The 18,789-nt window shown below is 66.5% G+C and carries 15 protein-coding genes; 7 read left to right on the top strand and 8 right to left on the bottom strand.

Annotated elements, in window-relative coordinates; genetic code table 11:
• Positions 1–128 precede the first annotated feature (128 nt).
• From MUN73_RS14890 to MUN73_RS14875, 4 genes are read right to left on the bottom strand one after another with little or no spacing between them, the layout of a single operon-like run.
• Complete coding sequence (locus MUN73_RS14890; protein WP_250141286.1) at positions 129–2,105, bottom strand: glycosyltransferase family protein; 1,977 nt, start codon at positions 2,103–2,105, stop codon at positions 129–131.
• A complete protein-coding gene (locus tag MUN73_RS14885; RefSeq protein WP_250141285.1) occupies positions 2,095–3,057 on the bottom strand; it encodes a glycosyltransferase in 963 nt (320 codons plus the stop codon). Before MUN73_RS14885 ends, MUN73_RS14890 begins: the two co-directional genes overlap by 11 nt.
• Complete coding sequence (locus MUN73_RS14880) at positions 3,054–4,127, bottom strand: DUF354 domain-containing protein (RefSeq protein WP_250141284.1); 1,074 nt, start codon at positions 4,125–4,127, stop codon at positions 3,054–3,056. Before MUN73_RS14880 ends, MUN73_RS14885 begins: the two co-directional genes overlap by 4 nt.
• Positions 4,128–4,131: 4 nt before the next feature.
• The gene (locus MUN73_RS14875) at positions 4,132–5,532 is read right to left on the bottom strand and encodes a nucleotide sugar dehydrogenase (protein WP_250141283.1); all 1,401 of its coding nucleotides are present in this window, start codon (positions 5,530–5,532) and stop codon (positions 4,132–4,134) included.
• A 369-nt stretch (positions 5,533–5,901) separates the two neighbouring features.
• On the opposite strand from MUN73_RS14875, the gene MUN73_RS14870 reads away from it, so the two are divergent.
• Both MUN73_RS14870 and glmS read left to right on the top strand, forming a co-directional pair.
• Positions 5,902–6,549, top strand: a complete 648-nt coding sequence (locus MUN73_RS14870; protein WP_250141282.1) for a helix-turn-helix transcriptional regulator — start codon at positions 5,902–5,904, stop codon at positions 6,547–6,549.
• 779 nt (positions 6,550–7,328) lie between these two features.
• The gene (gene glmS, locus MUN73_RS14865) at positions 7,329–9,137 is read left to right on the top strand and encodes a glutamine--fructose-6-phosphate transaminase (isomerizing) (protein WP_250141281.1); all 1,809 of its coding nucleotides are present in this window, start codon (positions 7,329–7,331) and stop codon (positions 9,135–9,137) included.
• A 1,267-nt stretch (positions 9,138–10,404) separates the two neighbouring features.
• Here glmS and MUN73_RS14860 read toward each other — a convergent pair.
• Positions 10,405–11,400: a carboxypeptidase regulatory-like domain-containing protein gene (locus tag MUN73_RS14860; RefSeq protein ID WP_250141280.1), complete on the bottom strand. Its 996-nt coding sequence runs from the start codon at positions 11,398–11,400 to the stop codon at positions 10,405–10,407.
• A gap of 507 nt (positions 11,401–11,907) precedes the next feature.
• Positions 11,908–12,225 (bottom strand): hypothetical protein, encoded by a 318-nt coding sequence (locus MUN73_RS14855; protein WP_250141279.1) that lies wholly within the window; start codon positions 12,223–12,225, stop codon positions 11,908–11,910.
• A 263-nt stretch (positions 12,226–12,488) separates the two neighbouring features.
• On the opposite strand from MUN73_RS14855, the gene msrB reads away from it, so the two are divergent.
• A complete protein-coding gene (msrB, locus tag MUN73_RS14850; protein WP_250141278.1) occupies positions 12,489–12,902 on the top strand; it encodes a peptide-methionine (R)-S-oxide reductase MsrB in 414 nt (137 codons plus the stop codon).
• Positions 12,903–13,019: 117 nt separating this feature from the next.
• On the opposite strand, the gene MUN73_RS14845 is transcribed toward msrB, so the two are convergent.
• On the bottom strand, positions 13,020–13,514 hold the full coding sequence (locus MUN73_RS14845) for a hypothetical protein (protein WP_250141277.1): 495 nt from the start codon (positions 13,512–13,514) through the stop codon (positions 13,020–13,022).
• A 183-nt stretch (positions 13,515–13,697) separates the two neighbouring features.
• Between MUN73_RS14845 and MUN73_RS14840 the strand changes: the two genes are divergently transcribed.
• From MUN73_RS14840 to MUN73_RS14825, 4 genes are all read left to right on the top strand, one after another.
• Positions 13,698–16,514 (top strand): leucine--tRNA ligase, encoded by a 2,817-nt coding sequence (locus MUN73_RS14840; protein WP_250141276.1) that lies wholly within the window; start codon positions 13,698–13,700, stop codon positions 16,512–16,514.
• A 191-nt stretch (positions 16,515–16,705) separates the two neighbouring features.
• On the top strand, positions 16,706–16,993 hold the full coding sequence (ddfA, locus tag MUN73_RS14835; protein WP_250141275.1) for a DdfA family disk-determining factor: 288 nt from the start codon (positions 16,706–16,708) through the stop codon (positions 16,991–16,993).
• 159 nt (positions 16,994–17,152) lie between these two features.
• Positions 17,153–17,908, top strand: coding sequence for a J domain-containing protein (locus MUN73_RS14830; protein WP_250141274.1), 756 nt, complete (start codon positions 17,153–17,155; stop codon positions 17,906–17,908).
• 49 nt (positions 17,909–17,957) lie between these two features.
• Complete coding sequence (locus MUN73_RS14825) at positions 17,958–18,560, top strand: DUF420 domain-containing protein (protein ID WP_250141273.1); 603 nt, start codon at positions 17,958–17,960, stop codon at positions 18,558–18,560.
• A 43-nt stretch (positions 18,561–18,603) separates the two neighbouring features.
• Here the strand turns inward: MUN73_RS14825 and MUN73_RS14820 are convergent, their stop codons facing one another.
• Positions 18,604–18,747 carry a hypothetical protein gene (locus MUN73_RS14820; protein ID WP_250141272.1) on the bottom strand — a complete coding sequence of 48 codons (144 nt, stop codon included), beginning with the start codon at positions 18,745–18,747 and terminating at the stop codon, positions 18,604–18,606.
• Positions 18,748–18,789: the final 42 nt, after the last annotated feature.

Genomic DNA, 18,789 nt, shown 5'->3' with positions numbered 1-18,789 from the left:
CGCCACGAGGAGCGACCCGCCGGTTCACGGATCACTACCGGGTTGGCCTGCAACGGAGTCGCGTGTCCCGATCGGGCTGTGGTCGAGACGCCTGCTCGTTCGAGAGTGAGACGGCGGCGCGCGGATGTTCACCGACTCGCCGGCGACGGGGTACACATCGTCACGTCCCCGTTCGTGTAGACCGTAGCCTGATCGGGCCGACACAGTCGGTCCGGCGAGATCTGCTCGATCCGCCCCTCGCCGCGCTCGTCCGAGAAGTAGACCGCGTCGGACGACTGGCGCGATCGGTAGACGGTGTAGTCGTGGTCCGCGCCGCCGCCGTCGGGGACCGTCGCGGTCGTCGTCGACGGATACGCGCCGGTTCGGCTGAGCAGCGTCTGGTAGGGGTGATCGGTGTAGAGTCGCTGATCGGGACGGATCTCGCTGCCGTCCGGCGAGCCGGTTATCTCGGCGATCGACTCCGCGGCGGCGAGTTCCGTCCGATCGTACGCGAGGCGCTCGTGCTGGTCGTCGAACGCGGGATTGTCGATGTTGCTCTCGGTCGCGAAGATCATCGCGCCCGGGTAGACGAGCACGAACAGCAGGAGGACGGTGACGACGAGCGCCGGCGAGAGCTTCCCGCTGACGGTTCGCAGCCCGATCGCGCCGAGGATCGCCATCGGCGCGTAGAGGAAGGCGAACCAGCGCGTCGGGATGAAGGTGTGGATCCCGAACATCGGCATCCCCATGACGAACACGAGCATGAACGCCGACGCCAGCAGGAGCGTGAACACCGACTGTTCGGCGCGCCGGCGGTGGACGACGTACAGACAGCCGACGAACGTCGCGCCGAGCAGGAACAGGAAGCCGAGGGCGTCGACGTAGGGGACGAGCTGTTCGAGCAGCGTCGTCGTCTCGGTCCCGGCCTGGGCCGGATCGGCCGACGAGTCGCTCGCGATGTTGAGGAAGCCGGCGCTCTCCTCGACCGTCTGCCTGAAGAAACTCAGGACGGTCGCCAGGAACGACTGCTGGCGATACGGCGTCAGCGACCAGACGAAGATGGTGAGCCCGAAGTTGAAGACGACGAGACCGACGAGGTTGACCGGCTTCTTCGCCCGGAAGACGCTCGCGTCGAGTCGCGTCAGCCCGAGCGGACCGACGACGAACACGAGCTGCGCGACGAACGCCGCGATCAGCAACACGAGCATGATGAACGTCGACACCTGGTGGGTGAGAATTACGGCGACGCTCAACAGGAGGAGCAACGAGAAGTCCCGGAACGTGTACTCGATCCGCATCACCCGGATCAGCGCGTACAGCATTCCGAGGAAGAAGACGAGCCCCAGGCTCGTGGGGATGAGATGTATCCCCCACATCACGACGTGGCTCGCCAGGGCGTAACACGCGGCCGCGAGCGTCGCCCACCGCTGGGAGACGAGCAGGTTCGTCGCCGCGTAGACCAGCAGGATCGAGAGCGGCATCGCGAGCCCCACCGAGAGGTACACCGCCGTGCGGATCGGCACGTCGTACAGCAACGCCGACGCGGCGACCAGCAGGTGGTAGAACGGGGACGCGTAGTGTTTGTCGTCGGAGATCGCATCGAGCGTCCCCTCCGTGAGGATCGCGCGCACGAGTTCCGTGTGCGTCCAGATGTCGATCCCGATGTAGCCAGGCGTCACGTACAGCGCGGTAAAGCGAAAGACGAGCGCGAAACAGACGACCTGGAAAAGCAACAGTCCCGGCTTGAAATCGCGATCGCTCGTGAAGAGGATCTGGCCGAGGACGAGCGTCCCGACGACGCTCGCGCCCGCGAAGAACAGGTGCGTTCGCGTCCCCTGGACGATCGTCAGGACGACGAGCCCGGCGAGTCCGGTCAGGACGAGGCTCGGGAGCGCCATCGCCACCCCCGAGGGAAGCGTCGGGAGGGTCCGTGCGTTCTCCTGCTGGTAGAGGGCGACCAGGTACAGCGCACAGCCCGTCCCGAGCACGATCGGCACCGTGTCGAGGTAGATCTGCGACGCGAACAGCCGGAGCGGGAACAGCCCCATCGCGATCAGGAGGCCGGCGATCGCGGCGACCGTGTCGAGTCGCAGCGGTCGCAGTTCCGACAGCGATCTATACTCCATGGCTCACCTCCGTCGGCTGGCCCGTCCCGCCGGTTCCGTCGAGCACCCGGCGGTAGACGTCGAGGAGCCGATCGCCCAGTGTGTCGATTCCGAGGCCGTCGATCGACTCGCGCCCGTCGGCTCGACCCCCGTCGGCGACGATGCGCTCGAGCCCACCGATCAGGGCCCCGTCGTGGTCGCTGACGACGCAGTTGTCCACCTCCTCGATCGTCTCGCGGACGAAGCCCACGTCGGTCGAAACGATCGGCAGGTTGCACGCGGCGGCCTCCTTGACGACCATCGGCCCGCTCTCGCGTTTCGACGTCACGAGGAGGACGTCGCTCGCGTTCATGTAGTCGGGGATCTCCTCGTGATCGACGCCCGAGACGGTCCGCAGGTCGAGGTCGACGTCCGCTCGATCGACGATCCAGCGGGCCCGCGAGAAGTCCTTCACGTCGCGGTCGCGGTCGTACGGGAAGAGCGCGATCGGTCGATCGGTCTCCCAGCCGACGCGCTCGCGGGCCTCGTCGCGCGCCATTGGCCTGAATCGATCGGTGTCGACGCCGAACGGGATCAGTTCGTGCCCGGTATCGAGTTCCCGCGCCATGGGACGGCTCGGAACGATCGCGGCGTCCGCCCGGCGGGCTCCGAACCGGCTCACCGATCGGAGCCACGACTGCTCGCTCATCAGGTCCGTTCCCCACAGGGTCACCACGACGGGCCGGGTCGGCTGGGCGAGCGCGAACGGCGCGACGAGGCCGTAGTTCGCGTGCACCAGGTCGTAGTCGCCGTTCCGGATCTCCGAGAGGATCTTCGGATAGTACGTCGCGTACGCCGCCGGCGATCGGGACGAGTCGCCGCCGTGCTGGCCGGGGACGCCGAGTACCGTACAGTCGACGCCGCGATCCTCGAGGACCGACACCTGCTGGTCGAAGAACGGCCGCGGCGTCGTGACCAGCTGGAGCACCTTCATCGTTCGCTCGCGGTGCTGGCGCGCGTCGATCGGTTCGTCGCGGGCGTCCGCGCGAGCGTTTCGAGTTGCTGGACGACGAGTCGTGTCACGTCGACCCGGTCTTCGAGCAGGTCGGCGCGACGCTGGGCCCACGTGTCGGAGGGCACCTCGGTGATCGAGATGGCGCGTTCGAGCCCGCGGACGTGTCGCATCTCGCCGGTGTACTCGAACAGCAGACCGTACTCCGACTCGAGTTCGGTCGTGTAGCCCAGCGAGAGCGGGTTCACGTAGACCGCCGGCGTGCCGAGGACCGCGGCTTCCGACGCGGTCGTCGCCCCCTCGCTCAGGACGACGTCGGCGTACGCCAGCAGGTCGTGCATCCGATCGGGCGCGATCGAGAACTGGTAGGACTCGAGGTCCTCCGGCGGTTCTCCTTCCGCCGAGAGCAGGACCGTGAGCCCCTCGTCCTCGAAGCGATCGACGATCTCGTGCGGGTCGTCGAAGCCACCGTGGCCGACGTCGTGAGAGGCCCCCCAGCTGCTGAGTCGGACGACGGCGAACGGTTCGTCGTCGTCGAGTCCGACCGCCTCGAGCACCGACGGATCGGGGTCGAACCGATCGGGGTGGAGATAGGCGAGTTCGTGGTAGCCCGGGTAGGTCACCTGCTTCGGCCCGACGTCGTCCCGGTAGCACGAGGGCGTGCAGATCACGTCCGCGAACGGGTAGCCGAGTTTCGTGATGAGGGTCGCGTGTTCGGTGTCGTAGAAGACGACGCTCTTCGTTCGCAGCACCGACGCGACGTGAGCGGCCGCGACGCCGCCGATCGCCGTGATCACGTCCGGATCGATCCGTTTCGCACGCCACAACAGTCGCGACTCGTAGGTCGCCTGCACTGCGGCCAGCGAGAGCAGGCCGCCGGACTCGCCGGCCAGCACCTCGTGGTCGATGTCGTAGGCCTCGAGGAGGTCGATCGCCACGCCGTTCTCGCGCGCGAAGACGTGTACCTCGTGGCCGCGCGCCTCCAGTTCCGCGATCGGGTTGCGGAAGAAGTGGACGTGGCCGGGGTGCTGGATCGTTACGACGACGCGCATCGTCTCACAACCTCCGGTAGACGAATCCGGCATCGACGGCGTCGGCCTCCTCGTAGGTGCCGGCGACGTCGATCAGTGCGGGGTTCGATTCGAGTTCGGCGGCCACGGCTCCGAGATCCAGCTCCCCGAACTCGGCGTGCGGGGTCGCGAGCAGTACCGCGTCGAATCCCTCGAACGAGAGCGTCTCCTGGACCTCGATGCCGAACGCATCCCGGACCGCGTCGTCGTCGGCGAACGGGTCGAATCCCGCGACGTCGACGTCGTACTCGGAGAGTGCGTCGACGACCTCGTCGACCTTCGAACTGCGAATGTCCCCGACGCCCGGTTTGTACGACAGTCCGAGGACCAGCACGCGGCTGTCCCGGAGCGTCTTGTGACAGCGGTTGAGCGCCTTGATCGTCATGTCCGCGACGTGGTCGGGCACCGACTCGTTGACCTGCCGGCTCTTCCGGACGAGTTCCGGATCGTAGCCGTCCCGTTCCGATCGGTACGCGAGGAAGTATGGGTCCACCGGAATGCAGTGGCCGCCGACGAGGCCGGGCCGGTAGTCGTGGAAGTTCCACTTCGTACCCGCCGCCTCGAGGACCGCCTGTGCGTCGACGCCCATCTCGTCGAACGCCATCGACAGTTCGTTGACGAACGCGATGTTGAGGTCGCGCTGGGCGTTCTCGACCACCTTGCACGCCTCCGCGACCTCGATCGAGGGCGCGCGGTGGACGCCCGCGTCGACGATCGACTCGTACAGCGTCGCCACGTCGTCGAGCACCGTCTCGTTCTGCGCGCTGACGACCTTGACGACGTCTTCGAGGCCGTGCTCGGGATCGCCCGGCGTGGCGCGTTCCGGCGAGTAACCGACGAAGAAGTCCTTGCCCGCGACGAGATCGGACGCCTCCTCGAGGGCCGGGACGAGCACCTCGCGCGTCGACCCCGGGTAGACGGTCGACTCGAGGACGACCGTCGTCCCGGGGGTCATCTTCGAGCCGACGGTGGCCCCCGCGCTCTCGACGTAGCTCAGGTCCGGCCGATCGTCGTCGTCGATCGGCGTCGGCACGGTGATGACGACGTAGTCGGCCTCGCCGATCACGCTCGCGTCGGTGGTGTAGGAGATGTCCCCGTCCTGGATCGCCTCGTCGGAGAGGTCGCCGGTCGTGTCGATCCCCGCCTGCAGTCGTCCGACGGTCGTCTCGTCGACGTCGTACCCGAGCACGCGGTACTCCGACTGCGCGAAGCCGACTGCGAGGGGCAGTCCGACGTAGCCGAGCCCGACGACGCAGATCGTCGCCTCGCGTGTGGACGGTTCCTCGACGTGTTCGAGGGCGGTTCCCCCGTCGTTCGTGTCGAGTTCGTACCGGTCGTGCTCTCGATCGTCGTCTCGCGTCTTCTTGTCGCTGAATGTCGTGGTCATGGGTGATACGTTGTCGCAGGGCCGTCACACGACCGAGTGCGACGGTTACTGTGCGGATTGCTGCGTGTGGAGTGCTGTGCCCGCAATCGGGGGCGTGCCTCAGACTCTCCAAGTCGGCGGGGGCCGTTTACTATACCTCGAATAAACGGTTGCAAGCGGGCCGGGTGATCGAATCCGGCCGATCGAGAAGAGAACTAACTGGTTTGCCGGATCGACGGGAAGATGGCGTGACGGGCGTTTATACTGGTGTTAAACGCTCATGTGCCGATTCATAATGAAGGTCCCCCGGATCCGATTGCCAGTGCGGTCGGCGAGGTCACGACGGTCGTGACTCGACACGCACCGACCGCGACAGAGCCGTGATAACCCATGGTGTCCACTACCCAGACCGGAGTCGGAATCTCGATCGCGTCGATCCACAGCAGAGACCCGATTGGCATGGTTTCCGCTCCGAGCTACCACTCCGAAGTAGACGCGATCGCAATCCCGGCGATCGGTTCCAGGATCGGCATCCACTCCGGTGGACCGTTGTCCTGGATGCAACCGCTCCGTGCGGCATCGATCTGGGAAGTCACCATGGTCGCGGTTCTGTTCCTGCTCGTCAGCGGACTCGTCGGAATCCGTCTCGCGGATATGCTGTCGGAACGTGACGTCGGGGTCGCGTCGATTCCGCTGCCCACGCAGGCGACGACTGAATCGGACGAGAGCACCGACTCACGCACCGACGATCACCTGGGATACGAACGGTACCTCTCGCCCGAGACGCCACCGGAACTTCTGAGCGACGAAGGGAAAGTGGTCCGACTGCTCGTCGCGAACCAGGGTCGCATTCGCCAGCACCAGATCGCCGACGAGACCGGCTGGTCGAAGTCGAAGGTCAGCAGGATCTGCTCACAGATGGACGCCGACGGCACGATCGAGAAGTCGTCGGTCGGGAGGGAGAACGTCATCACCCTCGCCGAGAGCGACCCGGACGATGAGACGCGGTCGGAGGAGGTCGAGAACCCGCTTCCATAGTTACGGATTGCTGTACCGATGTACCGGCGCAACCGCCTCCGGATCGCGGTTGCGCCGGAAATGACGTACAGTAAACCGTAAGCCACCATCGCGCCGGTTGTCACCGCTCCGTTTCGCACCACTCGGAAGCGATTCCGGCCCCACCGCGCCGACGACCACCACTTTTCCCATCACTCGTCGCCCGATCGGCTCGCGTTCCAGTCGTTCCTTGGCAACTGCGCCCCAGTCGCGTCCTGCCACCTGCGTCCCAGTCGCATCCCGCGTTCCGATCGCGACGGCACCGTCGGTGGCGTCGCCACGCCGTTACGACGCGCACAAATCCCGTTCACGTTTGACGCCGTTTAAGCCCCGAGTAAGCGGGATCAGCCGCCTCCTCGCGATACCGGCCCGGTGACCTGCGCGCGTCGGCCGCGGGATCTCGAGGATGAGACGTCGAGACGCGCATCCATCCCCAACTATCGTGACGATCGCGGCCGCGAACGGCCGAATTGCACAGCGCGAAACCGTGTCTGACGGGATACCGTCGACAGCGATCGTCTTATTCGTCGTATAGTAATGGCCGCTGTCCGTTTTGGGGGAGAGTGGAGGCCCGCCCGTCCAGCAGTGGACGACGGACGCGGGTAGGAATCAACAATGACACGGAACAGTACTGCACTGCGGGCAGCGGTCTCGAATCGAGGCGACACGACCGACGCAGCCGTCGATCGATCCGTCCCCCACCGATCGCCGGATGGCGTACCGTGGTCGACGCACGTCTCGCGAACGGAGGTGAACGGCTGATGTGCGGAATCATCGCCCGCATCGGCCAGGGTGAGGCGGCGGAGACGCTACTGTCGGGACTGGAGAACCTCGAGTACCGCGGCTACGACTCGGCGGGGATCGCCGTCCAGAACGGCTCGGGCGTCAAGGTCCACAAGACGTCCGGCGAGGTCTCGGACCTCAAGTCCTCGCTCGACACCCGGCCCCACGGGAACATGGGGATCGGACACACCCGCTGGAGTACGCACGGGCCGCCGACGGACGAGAACGCCCACCCGCACACGGACACCGCGGGCGACGTCGCCGTCGTCCACAACGGCGTCATCGACAACTACGACGAACTCCGGACGGAACTCGGCGAGAAGGGCCACGAGTTCGAGAGCGACACCGACACGGAGGTCATCCCGCACCTCATCGACGAGTACCTGGGGACGGTCGACGACACCGAGGAAGCGGTTCGGCGAGCCGTCGACACCCTCGACGGGAGCTACGCCATCGCCGCGATCGTCGACGGCGAGGAGCGGGTCTACGCGGCTCGGAAGGGCTCCCCGCTCGTGCTCGGTCTCGACGAGGCGGAGTGGTATCTCGCCAGTGACGTGCCCGCGTTCCTCGATCACACCGACGAGGTAATCTACCTCGAGGACGGCGACCTCGTCGTCCTCGAACCCGACTCCTACCGGATCACCGACCTCGCGGGGAACCCGGTCGATCGTCCCGTCGACACCGTCGACTGGGATCCCGAAGACGCGGGGAAAGGCGGGTACGACCACTACATGCTGAAGGAGATCCACGGCCAGCCCACCGCCCTCTCGAACACGATCGAGGGGCGGATCGACGACGGTGACGTGGCGCTCGACGCGCTGTCACCGGGGACGTTCGAAGACGTCGAGACCGTCCAGTTCGTCGCCTGCGGAACGTCGTACCACGCGGCGATGTACGGCGCACAGCTGTTGCGGGCGGCGGACGTCCGGACGGACGTCCTCCGCGCGAGCGAGTACGACTCGATGGCCGGCCCCGTCGACGAGGACACGCTCGTCGTCGCGGTCACCCAGAGCGGCGAGACCGCTGACACGCTCGACGCGCTCCGGACGGGTGCCGATCGGGGCGCACGAACGCTCGCGGTCACGAACGTGGTCGGGTCGACGGCGGCGCGCGAAGCCGACGACGCGGTCTACATCCGGGCGGGCCCGGAGGTCGGCGTCGCCGCGACGAAGACCTACTCCTCGCAGGCGGTCACGCTCGCGTTGCTCACCCAGCGCATCGCCGGGGACGTGCCGGACGCGACGCCCCACGGGGATCGCGCCGCGATGCTCGAGACCCTCGCGGACCTGCCCCAGCAGGTCGAGACCGTCCTCGAGACCACCGACGCCGAGGCCCTCGCGGAGGAGTTTCTCGACAGCCAGTCGTACTTCTTCATCGGGAACGGCCTCGGTCACTCGGTGGCGCTCGAGGGGGCGCTGAAGTTCAAGGAGATCACCTACGAACACGCGGAGGGCTTCGCGTCCGGTCAGCTCAAACACGGCCCGCTCGCCCTCGTGACCGAGGCGTCGCCGGTGATCGCCGTCTCGACGGGCAGCGACGACGACAAGACTCGAACCAACGCGATCGAGGCCCAGTCCCGCGGTGCGCCGATCGTCGCCGTCGGGCCGGACGACCACCCGCTCGTCGACGTCGCCGACGCCCACCTGTCGGTTCCCGAGACCCACCCCGTCTGGGCGGGCCTGCTCGCAAACGTCCAGTTGCAGTTGCTCTCCTACCACGCCGCGAAACTGCTCGATCGACCGATCGACAAACCGCGCAACCTCGCGAAGAGCGTGACGGTCGAATGAGCCCGTCGGTCCCGAAATAACGCCTTTTCCTGCATCGTTCGAACCGAAGACGGCAAGCGGCCGCCATCCACGTCCGTCCTGCGATAGTTCCGCTCCAGTTCGTGCGACGTAGTCGGTTACAGCGTCGACCAGCGATCCGTGGTACCTGGATCCAGATCGGTGGTGCCGAGTCCCGGTCGGCGCTCTCGATCGGCGTCGCCGCCACACGGCGTTCGTGCGATCGATCCCCAGGCAAGTCGATTCGGTCGGGAGTCGTCTCCGCCGTCGGCTCGACCTGTTCTCTTCCTCGGTTCGACCGTTCCCACTCTCGTTTCGTAGTAGACGCACAGCGGCGTCGAATGCATGGTGTCGTCTCGAAGATGCGGCGGCGCCCACCGAACGGGAGTCGATCGTTGCCCGTCGGTGGCAATCGATTCGACGACGGGGGTGGATGAACTACGACACGGAGCGCGCCGACTGCTCGAACTCGATTTCGGTGCGCCGTCGCGCGCTATAGTAGCAACTGAAAGTCAATGCACACCTGATCGCAGGACGTCTTTGCGATCAGTGTGTAAATCGTTTCAGTTGCTACTATAGTCCAGCGCCAGCAGGAACGAGCGGCGACTCGTCAGCCGAACGACCGTGAACCGCGTCCCGGACCGATCACTGGACCCCGGGCCCGATTTCGTCCGCGATCGATCGTCACGACGCTCGGCGTAGGTGCCTCGAGCCACTGTCTGCTCACGGACGCGGTTCGATCGGATTGTGCCGGAGCGTCGCTCGGTTTGCACCGGCAGACTGGAAACGGGGACTGGCTTCGATTCCGGTGTCACGTGGACCACCGTCGATGCCAGACTCACCGACCATCGCCGACCCGGGACCTGGGCAATCCGCTCCGATACCGGAGCCACGTGGCCCGGCGCCCGGGTGCCGGGCCGACGGTCATAGTCACCCCTGGACCCGATCCAGACGTCTACCGGGACCAGGGTATGCGACCGCATGGTCGGACGCTGTCGTAGCTACTGAAAATCAGCGGACACCCGATCGCACAGCCGTCGTGCGATCGATATCTACACAGTTTCACTGGTTACTGTAGCCCCTGGCCGGGCGACCACACGCCCGCTCGGGAAGAGCGGATCGACGTATCAGTATGCGTCGTGATCGATGTCTCGTCAACCAGCCGTACAGGGTCGAGAAAATCGCCGGTACGGGAGAGCGGGTGGCTGGTGTATCTGCCCCCGGAGCCAGTGAAGCTGGGCCGATGATACTGGGGCGCGTCGGGACGCGGTCAGCTTTCCTTGAGGGTCAGCGTGATCGTCTCGTCGTCGCCGTCGATCGTGACGTCGGTCGTCGACTCGTCGTAGCCCTCCGCGGTCGCCGTCACCGTGTAGTCGCCGTCCTCGAGTTCGAACTCGGCTTCGCCGTCGCCGTCGACGTCTCGCTCCTCGCTCGAGCCGAAGAGGCTGTCTTCCTGGACTTCGACGGTCGCGTTGTCGATCGCATTGCCGTCGTCGTCTTCGACGATCGTGGTCAGCGTTGAGGTGCCATCGTCGGCGCCGTCGTCGGTCGATTCGAGCGTCAGCGTGACCGTCTCGTCGTCGCCGTCGATCTCGACCTGCTCGCTCGTGTCGGCGTAGCCGTCCGCAGTCCCCGTGACGGTGTACCGGCCGTCCTCGAGTTCGAACTCGGCTTCGCCGTCGACGTCGACGTCTCGCTCCTCGGTCGTGCCGAACGCGACGTCGACCTCGACGGTGGCGTCGTCGATCGCGTTGCCGTCGTCGTCTTCGACGATCACCGTCAGCGTATGCGGTCCGTCGTCGTCGGTCTCGTTTCCGCCGTCGTCGCCGTCGGTCTCGTTACCGTCGGAGTCGGTGCCGTCGTCCCCGGAGCCGTCCTCTCCGGGTCCGTCGTCCTGATCGCCACTATCGGTCTCGTTCGCGTCGTCGCTCCCGTCCGCGTCGTCAGTCTCGTTCGCGTCGTCGCTCCCGTCCGCGTCGTCAGTCTCGTTCGCGTCGTCGCTCCCGTCCGCGTCGTCAGTCTCGTTCGCGTCGTCGCTCCCGTCCGCGTCGTCGGGTATGTCGTCCGCTCCGTCCACGTCGTCGCCCGAATCCGAACCGTCCCATTCGTCGCTCACCGACCCGAGCGCCCCGCCGACGGACGCGCCACTCGCGGCGAGCGTGAGTCCGGCCAGCAGGAGGACGATTCCGCTGACGGTGAGCAACACCTGGACGCTGGTCTGAATCGATCGCGACTTCGCACGATTGTGTCGGACGTTACGGCGCATTGTCAGTATACAGTGGTCGGTAAGTCACGCACCCGTCGAACCGTCCGTTCTCCCCGGTCCCGGCCGGTCGATGGGGGACCCAGTGACGCACTGGGTGGCAAGTCGTTCGGTCGATCTCACCACGCCGGCTGGTGGAGCGCGATCCAGCGGGCGAGTCGGGATGCGCTGCGGACTGGGGCGCCCGCAACACACCGGTTCAGGTGGCTTCATTACCCGGCAGTTTCGCTCCTCGGTAGTTCACTATACTCTCGATAAACCGTTTCACGCGGGGAAACAGTCCCGGGAACCGCCAGCCCCGCCGGGAGCGTCGGCTCTCGCGAGGGAGACCCGTACGACGGATTCGATCGGCTGGCCGAAGCAGGTCAGCGTCGTCGGGAACCGACTGTGAGTAGCACCGGAACTGGGAACGTTACCCGGACTACGGGAGGACTCCCGACGGCACTCGAGGGGGCATCCGTCGGGAACGATCGTCGTTGCTGGCGGCGAGAATGGGTCGAGCCGTGACGATTACTGATCGATTCCGGGCCGCTGGAAGGTCGATTCGGCCGCGTCGTCGTCGGCAACCGCCGCCTCGAGTTCGGGCACGTCGAGGATCCCGGTTCGGGTGTACTCCTCGTCCCGCCAGAAATAGTACGTCTCGGCACAGCCCGCGACCAGTTCGGTGAGTGGCGTCTCCTCGTCGTGGACGACGGACACGAGGTCGCCGGTCACGGCGATCAGGACGGCGTCGTCGGGCTTCCGGAACGCCTCTCGAAGGTCGGCGCAGGTACAGTCCGCAGGAACTTCTACGGAGACACCGTCCACGGTCGCCCATCGTGTTTCCATATCCGTTCGGTCGGGCGCGACACCCTATTCGGTTCGGCCCGCAGGTACAGGCCAGTCTTGACGGTGGCCTCTTGAATGGGTACCGAATTGCCGGACGATACCGGTGTTCCGCCCGGAGTTCGTCTACCGGGAGCTAGTCCGTCGATCGCTCGTGACCGGCACGAACGGCCGTCGTGACCGCTCCCGACGCGCCGATCGGCCGGGATCGTCGGCCCGCGCTCGGAGGGACGCCACTCAAATGGCTTCGACGCCTACGAGACGGTATGACAGACCAACTGTCCGACGACGAGCGATCGGAGCGGGACGACGACTGGCGGGACCGACTGGACGACGACCAGTACCGCGTCCTGCGGGAGTGTGGCACCGAACCCCGCGGTTCCTCCGAGCTGCTGAACGTCGACGGAGATGGCGTCTTCCGCTGTGCCGGTTGCGGCCAGGAACTGTTCACGACGGACGAGAAGTTCGGCTCCGGATCCGGGTGGCCGAGTTTCTGGGATCCGGCCGACGACGACGCCGTCGAGACGAAGATCGACCGGAGCCACGGCATGGTCCGCACGGAGGTCGTCTGCAGCAACTGCGACGGCCACCTCGGGCACGTCTTCGATGACGGTCCGGAGCCGACCGGCAAACGGTACTGCATCAACGGCGTCGCGCTCGAGTTCGAGACCGACGAGTGATACGGATCGCTGCGCCGACGTCCCGGCGTACACGTCATACGGTTTACTGTAAGTCATTTTCGGCGCAACCGCGATCCGGGCGGCGGTTGCGCCGGTAACTCGGTACAGCAATCCGTATCAGTCCGGGCCCGCGTGATCCGGCGGTCCGCGATCGCCGTCAGATGGCGACCCGGCGTGGTCTGGCGGCCCCGAACCGCCGGCGTGATCCGGCGGGCCGTCGCCGTCGTCCGGCGGGTTTTCCTCATCCTCGCGGTCCGGCGCCCCATCGGCGCGATCGGCACCGCCGCGTTCGTTCCGCGATTCGGACCGGTCCGAATCGGGTTCGTCCGCACTGCTTCCCGACGCCGTCTCCGAGTCGGACCCGTCTTCGGACGACCCCTCGTCGGTTCCCGGCGTCTCCGCAGTTGCCGTCTCGTTCCCGTCCCCCGTCCCGGTGACGTTCCGATCGACGACGAGCGGCGTCTCCGCTCTCTCGCCCGACTCCGACGGCGTCGACCCGTCCAGGACCAGTCCGGGCGCGAACGCGACGACGAGCAGACAGCCCGTTCCCAGCACGACCGCGACCGTGAGGAGGACGACGCGATCGGACGGCACCGGATCCTCGCCGGACATGCGAATCGAGTCCGACTTCGATCGCGACCGGTTTTGTTAGGCGGCGCCCACAGCGTCGATCGGTCCCGCCCGGTCGCCGATCGGGTCCGAATCGACGACCGCTCCGTCGCGATCGGAACCGGTCGATCGGCCGAACAATCATATAGCCGGCACGCCGAGTAAGCGCCAACGGCTTTCCCGAGAATGACCAGTCATTACGACCACGCGCAAGTGCAGGAGTTCTGGCAGTACGTCTGGGAGCGCGACGACGTCTACGAACTGGACGACGACGCGGTGGATCCGACCTACGTCCTCGGAATGTTCCCCTACACCTCCGGGGAACTCCACATGGGCCACATCCGGAACTACGCGATCACGGACGCCTACGCCCGCTACCGACGGATGCAGGGCGACGACGTCCTCCATCCGATGGGCTGGGACGCGTTCGGCCTCCCGGCGGAGAACGCCGCCTACGAGCGGGCGAGCGATCCGGAATCCTGGACGCAGGCATGTATCCGCCGGATGCGCGAGGAACTCGAGACGATGGGCTTTGGCTACGACTGGTCCCGGGAGATAACCACCTGCGAGCCAGACTACTACCGCTGGAACCAGTGGCTGTTCAAGCGCCTCTACGAGGAGGGACTCGTCGAGTACGAGGCCGCGACGGTCAACTGGTGTCCGGACTGCGAGACCGTGCTGGCCGACGCACAGGTCGAGGTCCGCGAGGCCGAACGTAGTGAGGCCTCGGAACGAGCGAGCGACGAGGCCGCGAGCCGCGAGGCCGAACGTAGTGAGGCCTCGGAACGAGCGAGCGACGAGGCCGCGAGCCGCGAGGCCGAACGTAGTGAGGCCTCGGAACGAGCGAGCGGCAACGATCGGGTCTGCTGGCGGTGTGAGACCCCAGTCGGTCGCCGGGAACTCGACCAGTGGTTCTTCACGATCACCGATTACGCCGAGGAACTGTACGAGGGCCTCGACGATCTCGCGGAGTGGCCCGACGGCGTCCGGGAGATCCAGCGCAACTGGATCGGCCGGCAGGAAGGCGCGCGACTCACGTTCGACGTCGAACCGATCGGCGACGACGGCCGCGGAAACGGGACTACCGCGGTCGACGTGTTCAGTACCCGCCCCGAGACGGTCTTCGGGGCGACCTACGTCGCCGTCTCGCCGGGTCACGACCTCGCGCGGGAACTGGCCGAAGCCGACGACGCGGTCGCGGACTACGTGGCAACGGTCCGCGAGCGAGGGCCGGACGAGGTCGGCTTCGACGGCGTCGAAACGGACGCGCGTGCGGTGAACCCGCTGACCGGCGAGGAACTGCCGGTGTACGTCGCGGGCTACGTCCTCGACGACGTCGGGACCGGCGCAGTGATGGGTGTCCCCGCGCACAACGATCGCGACCACGCGTTCGCCCGCGAACACGGCCTGCCGATCGAGTCGGTCCTCGTCCCCGAGGCGGCCGACGATGTCCCGGACCCGGACCTCGACCTCGAGTCGGCGGCGTACACGGGCGAGGGACGGCTCTCGATCCCGGATCAGCCGGCGTACGACGGACTCGAGAGTGCCACCGTCCGGGAGCAACTGCCCGACGAGCACGACGCGATCGAGGACGACGTCACCTACCGGCTGCGGGACTGGCTGATCTCCCGTCAGCGCTACTGGGGGACGCCGATCCCGGTCGTCCACTGTGACGACTGTGGTCACGTCCTCGTGCCGGACGAGGATCTCCCCGTGGAACTGCCGGAGTTCGTCCGGACGACGGGGAACCCGCTCGAGGAACACGACACCTTCCGCGAGACGACCTGCCCGGAGTGTGGCGGACCTGCCCGCCGCGAGACGGACACGATGGACACCTTCGTCGACTCCTCGTGGTACTTCCTGCGATTCCTCTCGCCGGACCTCGACGACGCGCCGTTCGACGTCGATCGGGCCGCCGAGTGGCTCCCGGTCGACGTCTACGTCGGCGGCGACGAACACGCCGTGCTCCACCTGCTGTACATTCGCTTCTTCACTCGGGCGCTGGCCGACATCGGCCTGCTCGACCGGCGCGAACCCGTCGAGAAACTCGTCAGTCAGGGAACGGTGCTGTACGACGGCGAGAAGATGTCCAGTTCGAAAGGGAACGTCGTCACGCCACAGGAGTACGGCGCGGAGACGACGCGGCTGTTCCTCCTCTCGGCGGCCCATCCGGAACAGGACTTCGAGTGGACCGCGAACGACGTACGCGGGGCCTACGACCTCCAGCAGACCGTCCATCGGATGGTGACCGAATTCGTCACGGAGGACGAGACCCGCGTCGAACGGCGCGACCACGACGACTACCTCGCCGCCGAGATCGATCGGACGATCGCCGCGGTGACCGACGAGTACGAGCGGTTCCGGTTCCACCGTGCGGCGACGGAGATCCGGGAACTCGCGCGCCTGCTCCGGCGCTACCGTGAGTTCGATCGGCCCCACGAGGCGACCTACCGGCGGGGTCTGCTGACGCTGGCGGCGCTGCTGGCCCCGATGGCACCACACCTCGGCGAGGAACTCTGGAACAAACTCCGCGGTGACGGACTCGTCGTCGAAGCGGACTGGCCCGACCCCGATCGGGACGTCACCGCCTACGAGCGCGAGCGGCGACTCATCGAAACGACCGTCGACGACGTCCGCGACATCGTCGACGTGGCGGCGATCGACGATCCCGAACGGATCGAACTGGTCGTTGCGCCGGACTGGAAGTACCGGGTCGCGGCGCTCCGGGCCGCGGACGAGTCCGAGGAGCGCGCGTCGATCGTCGATCGGGCCGTCGACGAGGCGGTTCCCGTGGATCGGGAGACCGTCGCGTCGTTCCTCGCAGACCTGGACCCGGAGGCCGGCCAGCAACTCCCTCGCGATCGGGAGCGCTCTCTCCTGGAACGGGCGACGTGGCTCGTAACCGACGAGTTCGACGCGGACGTGGCCGTCCGGACGGCCACGCCGGGTTCGGAGTCAGCCGCGAAAGCCCGCCCCGGAAAGCCCGCCATACACATCTCCTGAGATTCGTATCCGTAATCTAGTACGATCGTCGAATTGCGGCGAATTTTGTTATCGTCGAACACTACAAAACCGGACGCCTGTCGCCCGACAGCACAGCCTTCGATACCGAAGGTACCGAAGGATCAGGTCTATCAGTATCCCGACCCGAAAGGGATACATTTATTCGATCGGCCTGGGAAGGAGCGAGTAGCATGGAGGGGGGCGGTGACGGCGTCGATACGACGGTTCAGCGGCCGCCGAGCCAGGCGGTCGTCGAGGCAGTTGCAACTGTAAAGGGAGTTCAACCGGAGGAACTCGGGCCGCCGGAGTACGAGTCGCTCCACGAGGTCGTCGACCCCGACGCGCTCGACGCGATCTTTGCCGATCGGCCCGGGAACGCGTCCCGCCCCGGCGGTTCCGTCTCGTTCACGTACTGCGGCCACAGGATCACCGTCGAGGAGTGCGGGTCGGTGACGATCGACGAGACGGTCGTCGACTGAGACGGTCTGTTGTGATTCGTTACCGGTGATCGCCCGACCGGGGCGGGGAACACCGGTAACACGTTACAACGATCCGTACGAGGACCGCGGGTCCACCGCCGATCGCGGGAGATACGCAGGAGAAAGACTCTTTTCGTCCACACAGAAAGTACCGTCACGATGGAGAGCCACTACGAGGTCCTCGGGCTCTCGCCGGACGCCGAGGAGGCGGCGGTCCGGCGAGCCTACCGGGAGCTACTGACGGACCATCATCCCGACCAGGGTGGCTCTCGCGAACGGTTTCTGCGGATCAAGACCGCCTACGAGGAACTCGTGGACGAGCGTGCACCGGCCGCCCACGAGACCGACGGCGGTGCTGTTCCGGCAGGGGACATCGAACCGCCGGACGGTCGACGGGCGGGGCCGACCTACGACCCGGCCGACCGCGACCCGCCCGGAGATCACGCACTGACCGTCAGCGGCCACTATCTCACGCTTTCCCTGTCGGGACTGGTCCACGACCTCGACCTCGATCGGCTCGTCGACGGCCAGGTCAACGTGGCGACCGAACGGACCGTCGCGTTCTTCGAGGTCCACAACACGAGTTCCCGAACGCTCCACTGGGACGGGAACGCGAACGCCAGTTTCGTCGGCGACGACGGCTTCCTCTACGAGGGCTCGAGCATCGTCGCCCCGCACGCCGATCGACTCCCGCGACGATGGTGCGGCACCGACGTCGACCTCCGACCCGGCCGCGGACTCAGTGCGGTCGTGATCGCGACGGACATCCCCGCGGACGTGACGGTCAGAGAGGTCATCTACACCCAGCACGTCCCCGATTCGGACGGGACCGGCGTCGAGGACACGGAGCGTTACCTCTTCGAGATCGAACCCCTCGTCCGCGAACGGCTCGATCGACTGCCGTTCGACCGGTGAGCCGTCCGGAAGGGCAAGACAGATACGGACGCTTTCCTAACCCTCGACAATGGCAACCGCGGACGCGAGACGACGCCTTCGAGAGCGCCCGATCGGCGTAACGCTCCTGTTGACGATCGTCGGCTACGGACTCGTCGTCGGGACGTTCGTCCTCGACGTCCCGTTCTATCCCGATCTCACGAACGAGCAGGTGCACGTCCTCTCGCACGCGATCGCGATCATCAACGCGTCGGCGACGGTGTTGCTCGTCGCCGGCTGGCGCTGGATCCGTGCGGGCGAGATCGAGAAACACCGCTTCGCGATGACCGGCGCGTTCGGGCTGATCCTGCTGTTCCTGGTCGTCTACCTGCTCCGGGTCGGCGGGGGTGGCGAGAAGTACTTCGTCGGGCCCGATCTCGTCTACTACGCCTACCTGATCATGCTGGCGATCCACATCGTCCTCTCGATCGTGGCCGTGCCGGTAGTCCTCTACGCGCTGATCCTCGGGCTGACCCACACGCCGGCAGAACTGCGGGACACCGCCCACGCGAGGGTCGGCCGGATCGCCGCCGGCTCGTGGATCCTGAGTCTCGTCCTCGGGGTCGTCACCTACGTGTTACTCAACCACGCCTTCGACTACACGTTCACGCCGACGTTCCTGCTCCCGTTCTAGGGGCTGCTCGCGCCGGGGGCGTGTTCGCCGCGATCGCACGTCGTCATTCGCGAAGCTGTTCGAGGAGCTGTTCGCCCCACCGCGACTCCCGTTCGGGGTGGTCGCTCCAGACCCACTTGCAGTAGCGCAAGTGTTCGATACAGTCGCCGTGGGAGAGCCGGGACTTGCAGCCGGGGCAGACGGGCATGGAGTGCCGTACGCTAGCCGAGTGAGAGTAGTTTCCGGTGAG

The sequence above is a fragment of the Halosolutus amylolyticus genome (assembly GCF_023566055.1).
Lineage (GTDB): Archaea > Halobacteriota > Halobacteria > Halobacteriales > Natrialbaceae > Halosolutus > Halosolutus amylolyticus.
This window is presented reverse-complemented; position numbering and strand designations above follow the sequence as displayed.